The 16223-nt window shown below is 59.8% G+C and carries 12 protein-coding genes; 2 read left to right on the forward strand and 10 right to left on the reverse strand.

What is annotated here, in order from left to right:
* Positions 1 to 244: 244 nt before the first annotated feature.
* The 9 genes from HZB60_06050 to HZB60_06090 form a co-directional block, all read right to left on the reverse strand.
* Positions 245 to 1564 (reverse strand): serine hydroxymethyltransferase, encoded by a 1320-nt coding sequence (locus HZB60_06050; protein ID MBI5059327.1) that lies wholly within the window; start codon positions 1562 to 1564, stop codon positions 245 to 247.
* 6 nt (positions 1565 to 1570) lie between these two features.
* Positions 1571 to 2767 (reverse strand): hypothetical protein, encoded by a 1197-nt coding sequence (locus tag HZB60_06055; protein ID MBI5059328.1) that lies wholly within the window; start codon positions 2765 to 2767, stop codon positions 1571 to 1573.
* A 203-nt stretch (positions 2768 to 2970) separates the two neighbouring features.
* On the reverse strand, positions 2971 to 4131 hold the full coding sequence (locus HZB60_06060; GenBank protein ID MBI5059329.1) for a hypothetical protein: 1161 nt from the start codon (positions 4129 to 4131) through the stop codon (positions 2971 to 2973).
* A 218-nt stretch (positions 4132 to 4349) separates the two neighbouring features.
* The gene (rho, locus tag HZB60_06065; protein MBI5059330.1) at positions 4350 to 5603 is read right to left on the reverse strand and encodes a transcription termination factor Rho; all 1254 of its coding nucleotides are present in this window, start codon (positions 5601 to 5603) and stop codon (positions 4350 to 4352) included.
* A gap of 86 nt (positions 5604 to 5689) precedes the next feature.
* Positions 5690 to 6526 carry a glutamate racemase gene (locus HZB60_06070; GenBank protein ID MBI5059331.1) on the reverse strand — a complete coding sequence of 279 codons (837 nt, stop codon included), beginning with the start codon at positions 6524 to 6526 and terminating at the stop codon, positions 5690 to 5692.
* Entirely contained in the window at positions 6523 to 7695 is a 1173-nt protein-coding gene (locus HZB60_06075; protein ID MBI5059332.1) for an N-acetylmuramoyl-L-alanine amidase, read from the reverse strand. The genes HZB60_06070 and HZB60_06075 overlap by 4 nt, the downstream gene beginning before the upstream one ends.
* 100 nt (positions 7696 to 7795) lie before the next feature.
* A complete protein-coding gene (locus HZB60_06080) occupies positions 7796 to 8635 on the reverse strand; it encodes a glycosyltransferase family 2 protein (GenBank protein MBI5059333.1) in 840 nt (279 codons plus the stop codon).
* A gap of 10 nt (positions 8636 to 8645) precedes the next feature.
* The gene (locus HZB60_06085; protein MBI5059334.1) at positions 8646 to 10502 is read right to left on the reverse strand and encodes a helix-hairpin-helix domain-containing protein; all 1857 of its coding nucleotides are present in this window, start codon (positions 10500 to 10502) and stop codon (positions 8646 to 8648) included.
* The gene (locus tag HZB60_06090; protein ID MBI5059335.1) at positions 10499 to 11353 is read right to left on the reverse strand and encodes a hypothetical protein; all 855 of its coding nucleotides are present in this window, start codon (positions 11351 to 11353) and stop codon (positions 10499 to 10501) included. The genes HZB60_06085 and HZB60_06090 overlap by 4 nt, the downstream gene beginning before the upstream one ends.
* 52 nt (positions 11354 to 11405) lie before the next feature.
* On the opposite strand from HZB60_06090, the gene HZB60_06095 reads away from it, so the two are divergent.
* Entirely contained in the window at positions 11406 to 12263 is an 858-nt protein-coding gene (locus HZB60_06095; GenBank protein ID MBI5059336.1) for a DUF4835 family protein, read from the forward strand.
* A gap of 171 nt (positions 12264 to 12434) precedes the next feature.
* On the opposite strand, the gene lexA is transcribed toward HZB60_06095, so the two are convergent.
* Positions 12435 to 13064: a transcriptional repressor LexA gene (gene lexA, locus HZB60_06100; GenBank protein MBI5059337.1), complete on the reverse strand. Its 630-nt coding sequence runs from the start codon at positions 13062 to 13064 to the stop codon at positions 12435 to 12437.
* A gap of 600 nt (positions 13065 to 13664) precedes the next feature.
* Here lexA and HZB60_06105 point away from each other — a divergent pair.
* Positions 13665 to 16100, forward strand: a complete 2436-nt coding sequence (locus HZB60_06105) for a T9SS type A sorting domain-containing protein (protein MBI5059338.1) — start codon at positions 13665 to 13667, stop codon at positions 16098 to 16100.
* Positions 16101 to 16223: the final 123 nt, after the last annotated feature.

Raw genomic sequence — 16223 nt, forward strand, 5'->3', positions numbered from 1 at the left:
TTCTTCTCTCCCCCCACCCAGTGGGGGGACCAAGGGGGTCGTATTGACTCGCGGCGGCACGTCTCTGCATCGCCGAGCTGGATTAAGGCTTCGCAACCCGGCCGGAGTCACGCCTTTCTTTCGCCGAGGCACGCGTCCTCGCGTGCCCGGAATCGGAGAGTCCGCCGCACCCGAGCAGGGTCTCCAGACCCTGCCGGAATCACGCTCAGAATTCCAGCATTTCAGCGTTTCAGAGTCTCAGTGTTTACTCTTCCCTGAGCACCAGCGGCTTCGGATAAAGCGGAAAAACCTTCACGAGCTCGGTCACGCTGGACTTGATCTTCGCCAGTTCCGCGTCGTCTTCCTGATGTAGCAACGCGCGATTGATGAGCTTCGCGATGGCTTTCATCTGCGGCTCTTTCATCCCGCGCGTCGTGATCGCCGGAGTACCAATTCGCACGCCCGATGTTGTCATCGGCTTTTGCGGATCAAACGGCACCATATTTTTGTTGACCGTGATCCCGGCCTTTTCGAGTGCCTTCTCCGCCGCCTTGCCCGTCCAGCCACGCGGCGACAAGTCCATCAGGATCAGATGCGTGTCCGTGCCACCCGAGACCAATTTGTACCCCATTGCCACAAGTTCGTGGGCAAGTTCCCGCGCGTTCTGCACAATCTGCTTCGCGTATTGCTTGAATTCATCGGTCAGCGCTTCGCCGAACGCCACGGCCTTGGCCGCGATCACATGTTCCAGCGGCCCGCCCTGCACACCCGGAAAGACCCACGAGTCGAATGCTTCCGTGATCGTCTTCGGCTTGGGCATATTTTCGACCATGATCTCGCCGCCCGCCTCGTCGCTCAGGATCATCCCTCCACGCGGCCCGCGCAGCGTTTTGTGCGTCGTCGTCGTGACCACATGACAATGCGGAAACACCGCCGGATGCACGCCGCCCGCCACGAGTCCGGCGAAGTGCGCCATGTCGCACCATAAATACGCGCCGACTTCGTCCGCGAGTTCACGAAACTTCGCCAGCTCCCAGTGCCGCGGATAGGCCGACGAACCCGTCAGAATCAATTTCGGCTTATGCTCGCGCGCAAGTTTGACAACCGCGTCAAAATCTACGCGCCCGGTCTCGCGCCCGACGCCGTAACCGATGATCTTATAGAACCGACCCGAGAAATTCACCGGCGAGCCGTGCGTCAAATGCCCGCCATGCGCAAGGTCCATTCCCAGCACCGTGTCACCCGGCTTGATCAGCGTGAAATAGACCGCCATGTTCGCCTGCGCGCCCGCATGCGGCTGCACATTGGCCCAGCGGCAATTGAACAGTTTGCACGCGCGCTCAATCGCGATCCGCTCAGTCACATCCACGAACTCGCAGCCGCCGTAGTACCGCTTCCCCGGCAGTCCCTCGGCATACTTGTTCGTCATCACATTGCCCATCGCCTCCAGCACGGCGCTGGACACAAAATTCTCGCTGGCAATGAGTTCCAGTCCGTCGTTCTGCCGCCGCCGTTCGTGGTCGATGGCCGCGAAGACTTCAGGATCCCGTTCGCGCAAGCTCGTGCGCGTTAAGTTGCTGCTCATATCTGTCTATTTGATTCCGCGCGGATTTCTGCGCTGGAACCACTTCTCCGATATTTCAATCTGAATCGACGTGCGGAAGAAGGCCTCTTTGGTATCTGCGCCTATTTTGCCACCGCTTCGTTGTCCAACCTCTACGGCACCGTGAATCAGTCCACCCCCACTGTTCACAAACATTGAGGCGCCTGCTGTCAGCCCAACGTCACGGACAGGGTCAAATGATGATGTCATTATCGCCGGCTGATGCTCATAAGGATTGCGTCCTTCTTTGGCCCAGTAATGGCTGCGATAGAACACCCCACCTCTGAACCCCGCCAATCCGCCCTTTTGATCCGTAATCACCGGAATCAACTTCCGCTCAAACCCTGCCGATAACCACACCGGAGTTTCAGGCGAGGAAGTACTACGACCGAACCTCACCGCTAGGTCTTTCGCATCCCACTGTCCGATTCGCGCGTCGAGAAGCCCCGTCCAGCCCTTGCGGAACTGGTACGCGACCCCCAGACCCAGCTCGCCCGGGTAGCTGCCGTCCTGCTCCGCTTGCAGTGTAGAATCGTCATCGCTCTTTTCGGACTCAATCGTCCAGCGACCCGTTGAGCGCGGCGTATAGAACAGGCCGATTCCGAGTTCCGGCGTCACTTGTCCATGCAGTCCGAGCGTCGCCGACCAACCGCGGTAGTTGAGAATCTGACTGTACCCAACATCGCGATAGCCCGCCGTATCAAAGTCCAGGCGCTGCGTGAGTTCGTTGTGCTCGAGCAAGTAATTCAGACTCAACCCTGCCGCAAACCGGTCGTTGATCTGGTATGCATTGTTGAGCCGCAGCGCAATCGTACTCCCCGCCCACTTCGACCGCTCCTCGTATTCCTGCTCTGTGTACCCCCCGCCCATCGGCCCTTCAAAATAGGCCGTCTTGCGCGTGAACAGATTCAAATCCATTTTCCGCTGCGGCTCAATACATAACCCCGAAACCCAGCGCTTGGCCACAGGAACATACAGCGCGAAGTCCTTCCAGATCGACTCGGCGTCGGCGTCGGTCTCGCCGTTCGACGTCGTGCTCCAGAATCCCACCGTTCCGCCCATCCGGATCATCGTCCGCCGTGCAAACGCGGCCAGCGCCGGATTCGATGTATTGAACGATACCGAGTCACGCAGGCCAAAGAGTCCGCCCCCGACTCCCTCTGCTCTGGCACCGCCCGTCGTCAACTGCTCTCCAACTCCATTCGCCGAGAACACCGACCCACCTGCAAAAGCGCTACTCACCAGAGCAACCATGCACAAGAGCACGCCGAGCCATCTCGTAGGGGCCAGCCGCGCCGCCCGTCTTCGCAACCCGGCCGGAATCGGAAATCGGGTCTCCCCCCAGTTTCTGGGGGGATGAAGGGGGGTCGGAGAATTCGTGCAACCCTTCATTGGCTTGACTCCGTGTACCAGATCACCAGTCGCGGCAGCTTTTCCGCCGGAACCGTTTCGCCCGTGCCGTAGAACACGTGTCGTGCGAGATACCCCGATTCGAGACTGGTCTGAATCTGGAAGCCCGCATTCCGCTCGGGATGGGCAATCCAACTGGCCACACTGCTGGTCACGTTGAACGCGATAATGGTGTTCGTCGAATCGAAGATCGCAGCTTCAATCGCCACCAGATCAAGATGTGTTGAGTCGGGATTGTCGAACCACAACGTATCCGCGAGCGTCCCGTCCTTATAGCTCAGGTTTTGACCCGTGTACAGGAAATTCTCCGGATCACTTTGGTCGGCATGAATAAACAATTGCGCGCGATTCACTTGCCGGTCATACACGCTCGAGATCGAATCCAGCGGAAAGTATAGCGCCGCGCGTTGCGGATACCCCTGACTGATCACGAGCCGTTCCGGCGCGCGATTCTGCGCGTGGTCCGTCGCGACGTACGCGTCCTTGTCCGGCAGCATCTCAAGGGTGTAGGCGGTATCGCTGGCGTCCGTGCGATGCTCGACGATGTAGATAGACAGTTTTGATTGATAGCCCGCCGCGGCCTCGGAGCTGTACAGGTCAATCATCGTGCCGTAATTCACCGGCTCAAACAGCAACCCGTTGTTGAGCGAGTCGATGTCGATCCACTCTTGCCAGACCGGCGGCGGAATCGTAAACGGGTAGATCGTATCCGTCGGTGCGATGCCCATTGTCAACGTCCCCAGGATCGGCAACGTATCGCGGACGGCAAACGAACCGATAAACAGCGAGTCCTCGGTCCAATCCTGCCGCACTTGGCGCACCCGGACTTCCAGCGGGATCGCATCCGCCTCCGGCCACACCCGATTGCGCCGCATCACATACACCATGCTGTCCACGGTGTAGCTGTCGGGCAGGGCCTCCAGCGGATCGAACTGCGCGAGGAAAATCGCCGTGAAAGCCGTGTCACCCACTTGCAACGACGCACCTCGGCCGGTCGTCACTTTCGGATGCCAGACCGCCGATTTCGTGGCCGTACCTTCGACCACCTCGAACGTCTGTTCAGGCTGATTGGTAACCGCGTCGCCGCCGATTCCCGTCTCCCGCTGTGTGCAGCCGGAGATCGCGAACAGGGCAAACAAGAGCCAAATGAGGAGGAATCTCAGGGGGGAACCTTCGGGGGGGAATCTAAGCAAATAATAAACAAGCCTGAAGGCTTGGTCACCTTCAGGCTCAAAATATACAAAAACCCGGCGTAATTGTCAAGAAAATCTATGCTTTAACCCGTCCCGCCCCCGCGACTCGGACATGGTTCGGACATTTCCGCATTTCCGTTTTCCCACATTTCCGACGGGGACTCCTATCCACCTTTCGCCATCGTCTCAAAGAACTCCGAGTTCGACTTCGTGTCCCGCATCTTGTCCAACAGGAACTTCATCGTTTCCGGCGGGTTGTTGTGATCCAGCACACTCCGCAGTGCATACATCCGCGACAAGATCGCCTCCGTCAACAGCAATTCTTCGCGCCGCGTGCCGGACTTGAGCACATCGATCGCCGGGAAGATCCGCATATCCGCCAGCCTGCGATCAAGCACAAGTTCGAGATTACCCGTCCCCTTGAACTCTTCAAAGATCACCTCGTCCGCGCGCGAACCGGTTTCGATCAGCGCCGTCGCAATGATCGTCAGACTTCCGCCCTCCTCGATATTGCGCGCCGCTCCGAAAAAGCGCTTCGGCTCGTACAGCGCATTCGCATCGACACCGCCCGACAGAACACGCCCGGAGTGCGGAATCACGGCATTGTGCGCGCGCGCCAGCCGTGTGATCGAATCGAGCAGAATCACGACGTCCTTCTTCATCTCGACCAGCCGCTTCGCCTTTTCGAGCACCATGTTTGCGACTTGCACATGCCGTTCCGCGCGCTCGTCAAAGGTCGAGGACACGACTTCGCCCTTGACACTCCGCTCCATGTCGGTCACTTCCTCCGGCCGCTCGTCGATCAGCAGCACCATCAGGTGCACGTCGGGATGATTCTTGGCGACGGCGTTCGCGATCATCTGCATGATCACGGTCTTTCCGGTGCGCGGCGGCGCGACAATCAACGCCCGCTGCCCCATGCCGATCGGCGTGAACACGTCGATCACGCGCAGGGTCAGCTCTTTCGGCCCCATCTCCAGTTTGAACTTGCGGTTGGGATAGAGCGGCGTCAAATTGTCAAAGTGAATGATGTCCTTCACGGACTCCGAATCGGCCATATTCACCGACTCGACCTTCAGCAGCGCGAAGAACCGCTCGCCTTCCTTGGGCGGCCGCACCTGTCCCGACACGACATGCCCGGTCCGCAGGCCAAACCGCTTGATCTGGGATGGTGACACATAGACGTCGTCCGGACTCGGCAGATAGGACGCCGCCGCGCTGCGCAGGAACCCGTAGCCATCCGGGAGGATTTCCAGCACTCCGGTAGCCAGCACGACGCCGTCCTTCGCCGCCTGCTTCGCCAGAATCTTGAAGATCAGGTCGTGTTTGGGCAATCCGGCGATTTCGGGCACGTCAAGGTCCTTGCCGAGCTTCATGAGCTCAAGCACGCTAAGTGTTTGAAGTTCTGCGATATCCATGGGAAGAGCGGGGTTGAGGCGAGGCGGGGAAATGCGGCTGGGGTAAAGCCGTGCAAAGAGTGTGTCAGTTCGCCAAGGCGAGTGCCTTATCGGCGTTCTGAAGCGGTCGGGGAGGGAATCTGGACGGCGCGGACCTGTAGGCGTCCGGCCTGAATATCCTTGGCAAATAAGTCAGAGACGACGCGTTGCAGTGCGTCGTTCACATCGGTCGAGCAGATCACGGTGTCCGCCCGTTCGCCGGTGCGCGGCTCCGCGTGCTCACGAACGACCGGCTGAAGATCACGTGCCGTCACTTCGGGCGTGTTGATCAGCGTCACGGCCGGTCCGAACACCTCCTGCAACGTATCGCGAAAATATTCATAATGTGTACACCCGAGCACCAGCGTGTCCACCCCCTCACGCAGGACCGGCTCGGCATAGTGCTCAATGATCCTGCGCGGAATCTCGCCGTCGGTCCACCCTTCCTCAACGAGCGGTACCAGTAACGGACAGCCGTTCGAGAAGACCTGAACGCCCGCGATCAGTTCGGCGAACCGCGTATCGTACGCGCGGCGCTTCACGGTCGATGTGGTCGCGAGCACACCGATCCGCTTGGTCTTGGTCGCTGCGGCAGCCGCGCTCGCCGTCGGCTCGATAACCCCGATCACCGGCACATGGGACCGCGCGCGAATCTCATCGAGACAGACCGCCGACACCGTATTGCACCCGATCACCACCGCCTTCGGGTCGTGCTCGAGCATGAAATCGAGGCACTCCAGCGCGAATCGCGTAATCAGGGCCTGACTGAGCGACGCGTACGGCACGCGCGCACGGTCCGCGAGGAACACGAGGTTTTCCGCGGGGAACTGCCGGCGCAACTCGGCGGCGACCGTCAGCCCGCCCAATCCGGAATCAAAGACCGCGACCGGCCGCGCATCACTCATCGGGAAGCCGACGTCTCCAAGGTCTGTTTCATCTTAACGATCGAACTCGCCAGCGCCTCCGCGAGCTTGATCCGTCCGCGTTCGCTCGCGAGCAGTTTCGCGTCGTCCGGATTCGAGAGATATCCGCACTCGACCAGAATCGCGGGCATCGACGCGCCCATCAACACATAGAATCCGGCCTGATCCACCTGCCGGGATTCCATCGACGTCTTTTCGCTCAACATGCGCAGCGCCGAGGCCGCCCACGTCTCGCTGTCTTTCATGAACTGGCTGGTCGCCATCGACAGCAGGATGTAGTTCTCTTCCGTCAAGTCCTGATACATCGACGTGTCCGACTCCAGCTTCACGACGCTGTTCTCGCGCATCGCCGCTTCCACCGCCCGCTCGCTCTTCGCGGGCTTCAGGAAGTACGTCTCGATCCCGCCGATATTCGGGTCCTTGAAGCTGTTGCAGTGAATGGAGAGAAACATGTCCCCGCGTTGCGCGTTGGCGAATTTCGTTCGTTCATGCAGCTCCAGGAACCGGTCGTCATCGCGCGTCAGGATGACGGTGACGCCGGAATCCTGCAGGAAAGCGCGCAGTCGCTTCGCGACGTCCAGCGCCACAACCTTCTCTTCGAGTCCGTACAGCCCCCGCGCGCCGGGGTCTTTGCCGCCGTGCCCGGCGTCGATGATAATGGTCTTCAGCGCCCACTGGTCTTCGCCGGCTTTGGACGTTGACTTCCCGCCTTTGCCCGGCGCGGCCGCGGGCGGCGGCGACTCGATAACCTGAATCGACAAGGCCCCGGTCAACTTGTCGCGTGCGATCTGATCGCCGAACAGTGCGAACAGATTGGACAGCGGTATCCAGAGTGAACCGTCCCACTCCTCAGGCGCGAAGCTCGTCTGAACATACCGGCCGTCCACAATTACGAATGGATTACCCCGTCGCAGTTGCACTTCGCGCATTCCCGCGCTGATCGAGTACGTCTGGTCATCCATGCTGACCTGCCAGTTGCCCTTGCGCGCCAACATGGCCAGCGGAATCAGACTTTCGTCGCCGCGCATGATGATCGGGAGTCGTCCCATCGGCAGCCCGTTCGCATCCGTGATCATCACGGACTCGGCCGTTGCCGCGGTGCTGATCGCCAGCACGGCGGCCCACCACAACCACTGCTTGAGTCTAAACAAGATCAGTCCTCCTTACGACCTTCGGAAAACTTGATAAGGCCACATCCGATTCGCGGAGGCCGGGTCCCCGCCAGCCCGGAATCGGGAAACAACAGACCTCTCACTTGAGCTTCCCCCGCATCCCCGCCCACAGCACTCGTGGCGGTTCCGTCAGCACAAAGTCCGTCAGGGCCGCGAACCTCGCCGCGGGACTCGGCAGATGCTTATTGACCAGCCTGCGCAGGCTCGCCCATTTCCGTGACAGTTTCTTCTTCGATAGATTTCCGCCCATCGACGCCGAAACCTTGTGCCATACTTTTGCCGCCGGAACATAGTAGCAGGGAAATCCGGCCGCCCTCGCCCGCAGGCTGAAATCCACATCCTCCATATACAGCGCAAACTCGGTATCCAGCATGCCCACCGTCTCAAACAGCCGCCGCGAGCCGAACAGCGCGCAACCTGTAGCCCATCCTGTGCGTTCGAGCTGGTCGTACTGCCCGCGATCAAGTTCGCGAATTCCGCGGTGCGCCAGTCTTGCCCGTCTCAGCGAAATCAATCCCCCCGCATACCAGAGGCGCTGGGGATCCCGCGCGTAATAGATCTTCGGGCAGAGTACAGCATCGCCGGTCTGCGCCTCACCGTCCAACAGCCGTTGCAGCAGGTCGGCGGCCACCGTCGTGTCATTGTTCAACAACAATAGATGCGAGCAACCGTCCGCGAGGGCCCGTGTGATGCCGACGTTATTGCCGCCCGCATAGAGCAGATTCCGCGGATTGGCGATCAGGATAATCGATTCACCGAACTCGCGATGCAGCTCCGTCGCGCTGCCGTCCGTCGAGCCGTTATCAATGACGTAGATCACACGGAGTGCGGGATCCGTGGCGAACAGACTGCGCAGGCACTCGCCGGTGTCGGCCAGCCCGTTCCAGTTCAGTACAATGATCCCGACTTTCGCGCTCACAAGTGCCTGACTAACTTTTCAGCGTCAACGCCAGCGCGGCTTCCCAACCACGGTGCTCGGTTGACTGCAATCGGCTCGATTGATACGCCGTGCGAATGGCGATTTGCCACGCGCCGCAGCGCCGTGCGAGCACGAACGAACTCCGCGAGCCCGTTCCGCTCAACGCCACCAACGGGTATTCCCCCGGCAGGACGGATTCGTACGCGGACGCGGAGACCGCGTCGCTTTCAAAATTGAAACTCGTCACTCGTCCGTTGATCCGCCATGCTCCACGCGCCTGCTTCGCCTGTACATAGACCAGCGATCCCAAGTCGCGGTCACCGCCCTCCGTCTTCGCCGCGCTCCGCAGTTCGCACCTCATGCCGAGCTCCGGAATCGTCCGCCAGTTCAGGTCAATCCGCAGCCTGTCTCTGGTCGTCGCCACCGCGGGAGTCGCCGGGCTCGTCTCCTCACGCCGGGTGCGCGAACCCAGCACCATACCTTCTACGATGTCGCTCAGCCCGGCGTTCCAACTTGCTTCCGCATAACTGCCGATCTTTCGCAGCGGCGACGTCGAAGTCCGGAACGGTGTGGCCTCAGACGCCGCGGCTGCCTGTATCGTATGCCGTCCGCGCATCATCGCGATCCGCACGCCGCTCACCGATTCATTCCCCGGCAGATCGCGGAATCCGTTCCAGGTTTGTCCGTGCACGGAATAAAACCGCGGACTCACGTGCGAGGTATGCGCGAGCAACGCCAGCCGCTCGCCGCGAATCGTAATCGCCGTCTGTACGGCGCCTCGACCCGGACCGGACCGCCCGACTTCCACGATTCCGCTCAAGGTTCGGTAGCCCGTATTAACACAAATCGATCCGGTCGTCAGCGCATCGCCGCTCAGAGCCGGCGGCTCGTCGGAACTCCCGGGTCCTGCCAGTCGCGGAGCGAAGTTCGATTGAAGTGCGACAGCCGAAACCGCCGTCCGCCCCCGGGTAGTAACCACTCGCGCGATGGCGAACTGCTCGCGGAGCCGGCCGCGCCGCGCCATACCGAGTTCGTCGTCCGTGGCGCCGCTGGCGATCAATTTCACGGTTCCGTCTGCTTGTGTCGCCGCATCGAGGGCGTTTTCGCCGGCGCCGAGCAGGATCCGACTCGTCCGTGTCATCGCTTCGACCGCTCCACCTCGCCAACGCGTCATGACCCCCGCGGTCGGTTTGACGATTGGTCCGCGCGCCGTGGACGGCGTCGTGATTTCGCGTTGCCGCAACCAACCCGCCGACCCATAGGCGGAACTCGAAACCAACCCCGTGCCGTGGTCTAACTGAAAGTCACCGGCGATCACTCGCAACGGTATCCGCCGCGCCCGGAACTCAACCCCCGCGCTCACATCTTCCGCCTCCAACGCCCGGCCGTTGGCTTGCCGGGCCAGCGCGAATCCGCGCAGGCCGTCGTCCGTCAGCACCTCATAGCGCGCTCGGGAATGACTGCGCTTGGTGACTCCATCGGCCTGCTGCTCCGTCGCACTGCCGCTCAGCAACAACTTGCTTTTGGGCGCGGGCGACGCGCTGAGCATGCACAATTCGCGCACAACCTCCCGCTGCAACGCGGTGAGCACTACCTCCCGTCCCAGCTCGGTCATGGATCGAATCCCGCCATCCCGCTCCCGCAGTGCGACGATGCGCTGTGCCGTCCCTGCGTCGAAGCCGGGCAATGCCGCAATCGCCTCCACGCTTGAACGGTTCAAGTCAAGTGGTTGGTTCAGCAACCCATCGATGAGTTGTTCTGCATCTTCCGGCTGATCGGAGTTTTCCACCCAGTCCGCTATCGCCTGCGCCAACGTCGCATTGGAAAAGAGCACCACCGCCGCGACCAGTGCGAACACTCGGGTCATCGCCGGAATTCGAGCCCGACCTGGTGACTCGCTCCGAGGTCTGGATGCAGGTCCCCGGCGTAGTGGAACGACCACCGCCGCATACTCACGGTCAACCCGGCCGACGGTCGCACGGGCTCGGTTCGCGCGCCCACGCGCAACGCCAAGTCGCTCAGGGGTGCGATCTCCGCGCCGAATCGCACTTCCGCCGGGAACCCCCGATCCTGAACCACGTCGATCAGTGCTCGCGAGTGCGCGGCGGGCGTTGCACGGATACCCAGGGCCAGCGATTCCGCGAGCCGGTCACGAAATCCGCTGATCCGTCCGCGATTCGCGTTTCGCCACACCGCTGCGATGGCGATCTCTTCGCTCAGCGTCGACAGCACACCCGCGCTGAAGGCGAGTGCACTTCCGCTGCCGTACTGCTCGATTGCCAGAAATCGCCCGCCTGCTTCCACGCCGGCATACAGCCGGTCTCCGAATCGCTGGGCCACGGCCACGCCCAACCCCGACTCGCGGTACACGGCCCAGCCAAACGATGTGGCCTGAAGCGATACCGGGATCGCGACGATTGTCTGTCGAGTCGCTACCGCCCCGCGCGATAATTCCGGCAGCCCAAAGTCCCGCGACCAGGAACAGGCGAAGCCGCCTTGACCGACGGCACACGCCGCCGGATTGCGGAACCCTGCCCAGCCGTCGCTCGTTTCCGCTATACCGGCCCCACCGTAGCCGGCGCTGACGGGCCCTGTCACGTCGGACTCGAACGCGGCCTGAACTTCATGGATTCCGATCGTCGAGCCAACGATGCCGGCACAGGCCAGCCACACGATCAACTTGACTTTCCGCGGCCCCGTCCGTATCTTATCCTGCATGGATCCCCGTCCAGAATCAAGTCAACGACCGTCTTACGTCACTATTCCGGCCATGAACTCCCTTCGACCGCACTTTCTCGCGATGCTCGTCCTGCTGCTGGGCATTGTCGGCAGCGGATCTTCCGCGTTCGCGCAATTGATCGACCCCAAGGTTACGATCGACATGACGAAACTGCCGGAGGAAGCGCACGCAAAATTGACGGGGCTGGATTCGCTGATCAGTGCCTATCTTCGTGCGCAGGAGTGGGCCGGCGACGAATACAATTACGATTTCGCGATTGACATCAACATTTACCTTACGGATTACAATCCCGATCCGCAAGAGGACAAGTACAAGGCCAAGTTGATTGCCACGAATCGCTCCGACGTGCGGTTCGAGGACAACCGCTGGGAATTCGGGTTACGCGCACCGGTCGCCCTCCGCGCGAATCAGTACGACGCCTTCAAGAGCACCATTGAGTTCTACGTCTGGATGCTGATGGGCACGGAATACGACAAGCTGGAGAAGCTCGGCGGTCGTCCGTATTATGACAAAGCGCGACAGATTTACTTGCAGAGTTCCGGCACGATATACTACTTCGGCTGGGACAAGCGCTATGACTTGCTGACACAATACGTGTCCGACGACAACGAGACGGCGCGCGAGCTGGCGTTCTTTTACGATACCGGGATCTTCTACGATGCGGAGGGTGACACGGCATCCGCGAAGAGCTATCTCTACTATGCACTCGTGAAGCTGCAGAAGGTCACGATTGCCGCGCAGGAGAAGTTCCTCGAGCAGAATCACCGGGCGCTGGCCGAAGCGTTGGCGCGGTCGGGCTATGCGAAGGGGGTTCGGTCGTTGGCGGCGATGGACCCGGCACACCGGGAGGTTTATGACGCCATCGTGCCGGAGGAGGGAGCCAAGTAGAATATAGGCAAACTGATAGAGTTTGTCAAGGGAACCTGACCCCGGTTTCCCGCTTATCCAAAAAGGCGAATCCGGCCACACCCATCCGCAGGTGTTCCGGACTCGCCTCTTCTCAGTTCAGGAGAAATCTCTGGGCTCTCCCCGCGCGACGGGTCTTCGGCGGGGGGTCGGTCACATCTTCCGCATCAATCCGATTACTCGGCCGAGAATGCGGAAGCCGGGGGTGCCGCGCTCGACGACGATGGGATTGAAGTACCGGTTGGCCGGTTCGAGCACGATGCGCTCACCCTGCGGCTTGAAATATTTGACAGTTGCCTCTTCTCCGATCAGCGCGACCACGATGTCACCGGCGTTGGCGGTACTCTGCGGTTTGGCGAAGATGACATCCCCCTCGAGGATTCCCGCGTCTTTCATGGAATCGCCTCGTACCCGCAGCGCAAACGTATCATCCGACGTCGCCACCGTACGGTCCACACGGACGTGCGCCTCGATATTCTGTTGTGCCAGCAGCGGGTATCCGGCGGCCACCCGGCCAAGGATCGGTACCTCCCGGGTCTCATCTTCGAGAGGCATGCCTCCGCCGGTTCGAGCCGTGAGTTCGATGCCACGCGAGAGCATTGGGCTGCGATTCAGGTAGCCCTTTCGCTCGAGCGTATCGAGCAGATAGCGAACCCCGTTGGTGCTGCTAACTCCAATAATTGCACCTATTTCACGCAGTGTCGGCGGACGCCCCTTGGACTTGATCTCCATCTGGATAAAGGCCAGGGCTTTCGACTGCTTTTCGGTAAGAACGTCTGACATGTTTCTCCTCGGTCATTTCTTCGAGCCTGAACAAATATACAGCACTTATGTTCAGAAGTCAAGTCCGATCGCCATAATTTTTGATATGGAGAGGTACACTTAGTTGGTGCAGACCGTCCTCCCATTGACAAGCGGGTGTTTCCGCAGTATGTTATGGTGTGAGTTCGGCGAGTCTGATAGACGAGCGTTGATAGATGGCAGATGATAGATGAGGCCGAAACGACGAACGCGGAACGATGAACGATGGCCCAACCGTAGGGGATGATTGCATCTCCCGGGTGGCCGGAATCAGTCCACCGAGGAATTGACATTATCCACATGAACAGTGGTTTACGTATTTAAAAAACATTTCTCTTGCTCTTGCGAACAAAATTACGTATATTGTATTGATTCAGCCAGACGCTTTGGCTGAAATGTGTCCAACCCAAAGTGCAGAATGAGTCGGTTTCCGCAGTTCACGGCAGGTCAAATCGTGCCCTAATTCCTTGATTGGATTGGGTTAGACGGGTTTGTTTGGTCAAAAAACATTTTCGCGACGTATTCATTCTGCATAATAACTACTCGCTTTACATCACACCCTGACCGGTAGGGCATCCACACATGCGATCCGTCATCTCCGTTCTGCTGCTTGCGCTGCCTCTGCTCGCCGCCCCTCCGGCCCCCCCGCCTTCGATCTTCTTCGTGGCGAACGAAGGCCAGTGGGACGAGCCGTTTGCCTTCAAGCTGAGCGCGGGAGGCACGACGTACTTTGTCACCGAGCAGGGCTTGACTATCGACATCCGGCAGTATGACCGGCAAGAGCATGTCTCTCCTTCTGGTCTCCCCCCATATCCTATGGGGGGACTACGGGGGGAGGAAGAGCCCCAGCCAGTATCAGTCCGTGGGCATGTCCTGAAGCTGAACTTCGTCAATCCGGTCTCCCCCCACTCTGTGGGGGGACTAAGGGGGGTTGACAAGCTGGCGAGCTACTCTAACTACTTTCTGGGCAGAGACTCCTGCAGGTGGCGGAGCCGGGTCGGGCATTATCAGCGCGTGATGGCGAAGAATGTGTGGCCGGGGATTGACGTGGAGTTCGTGGCTGTAGGGGCCGCGTCCGCGACCGGCCCGGGGATCAAGACGAACTACCATGTCCATCCCGGCGCAGATGCATCGCAGATTCAGATTGAGTATGAAGGGCTCGATGCGTCGTTGCGAGTGGACGGATCAGGCGATCTGGTGCTCGCAACTTCGCTTGGTAACCTCAAGGAGCAAGCACCGTGGGCGTATCAGATTGATGGCCGTCAGCAGCGCGATGTGGGTGTGCAGTTCGCCGTGATGAACGAGCATCGCTACGGCGTCATAACTTCTTCCATCGACGCGAGCAAGGAATTGGTGATTGATCCGCTGATTTACAGTACGTACTTCGGCGGGAACTCCTGGTTTGAAGGCGGGATTCTAGCGCTTGCCCTCGACAGGTTGGAACAGCCAGTGGTGGCTGGCTATACGTCGGCAATTAACTTTCCGACAACCCCTGGAGCCTATCAGACTCAGTTGTCATCAGACTCGAGCGACGCCTACGTAACAAAGTTCGATGTGGACGCTCGGAATCTGCTCTTCTCGACCTACCTCGGAGGTCATCGCGAGGATTCCCCCGATTACCTGGTAGTCGATACTGTTGGCCGACCTTACGTCGCGGGCATGACCTACAGTCCAGACTGGCCTCACTCATCAAATGCACCGGACACGATGTTTGACGAGGTTCGGGAATGTTTCCTGGCCCGGCTTTCCACCGGGGGAGACGCCCTTGAGTATTCGACTTTCTTTGGGGGATCGACACTCGACCAAATCGAGGCCATGGCGATTGACTCAACCGGCGTAGTATGGTTTGGGGGCTCGACGTTCTCGCTGGACCTGCCAGTTTCTCCAGATGCCCTGATCACCGAACCGGGTGACGGTTTCTTCTGCGCCTTTGACCCCCAAGCCGCAAGTATCAATTACGTCAGCTATTTCCCGGCACACATCCTCAGGATCGATCCTCTGGCCGGATCCCGAGTTTGGCTTTCGGGAACGGTTGCGCGCTCACGTGAAATCCCGATAACGTCGGATGCGTTCCAAACGATTAATCGCGGGGCTAACGACGCAGGCGTCCATTCTGAAGGCTTCTTTGCGCGCGTTGCTGTCAACATGTCGACCGTGGAGTATTGTTCCTACATCGGCGGCAGTGGTGGAGAGCTTGTCGCTGCTTACCCGCTGGACGCGTCGCGAATTCTAGTCTATGGCCGAAGCCGCTCTACGGACTACTACGTGACGTCCGCTGCGTTTGATACGTCGTTCAACGGTCAAGGAGACGGCATCTTGACAATCGTTGAACTTCCATCGACGTTAGTGGCATCCACCTATATCGGGGGTCCATGGGATGATGGCATCGTCACCAAGGCGTGTTACGTCGACCCAAGCGGTCGGGTCGTGATCGGGGGCTACACGGGGATCGGATTTCCATGTACACCGGATGCCATCGATTCAGTGACTGAACCCGGCTGGGGCGACGGCTTTCTCGCTCGCCTGTCGAGTGATCTCTCAACGCTTGAGTACGGTACGGTCATCGGCGGCGACCACACTGAGTCCGTGTTTGGCTTGACCGGCACTTGCTCTGATACGGTTTGGCTGGCGGGTTTCACGTTATCACCCGACTTTCCGGTAACACCGGACGCCTACTCGACCAATCCATTCGCCGGATGGCTGATGCGGTTCGCGCTGCCACCGCTGTCGGCTGTCGAACGCGAACTCCCCGCGCAATTTGCATTCGAAATGCTGGCCTACCCAAACCCGTTCAATTCGAGCGCTCGGCTGAAGCTCAAAGCCCCCTATGATGTGGTCGGATGGCTAAACGTCTTTGAAATCAATGGGCGGAGGGTCCTATCGCGCAGACTTCACTTGTCGAGCTCCCGTGAAGTGGAGATCAATCTCGATCTTTCCGGGCTGCCATCTGGAACATATCTATACACCTTCAACTGTAATTCAACTGCTCTTGCGGAAAAACTCTTCTTGATTCGCTGAGAGGGGCTTTTTTCCACGCGGCGTTATGTGTCGGCATGTGCCCCGCTCGGGAGGACTTGCTGACGGCTCGCTTCCCGACATGCGGTGCGGTTCAGAGGTCGGGTCGTGGACCCGCCCCTACGG

This window comes from candidate division KSB1 bacterium, assembly GCA_016214895.1.
Taxonomy (GTDB): domain Bacteria; phylum Electryoneota; class RPQS01; order RPQS01; family RPQS01; genus JACRMR01.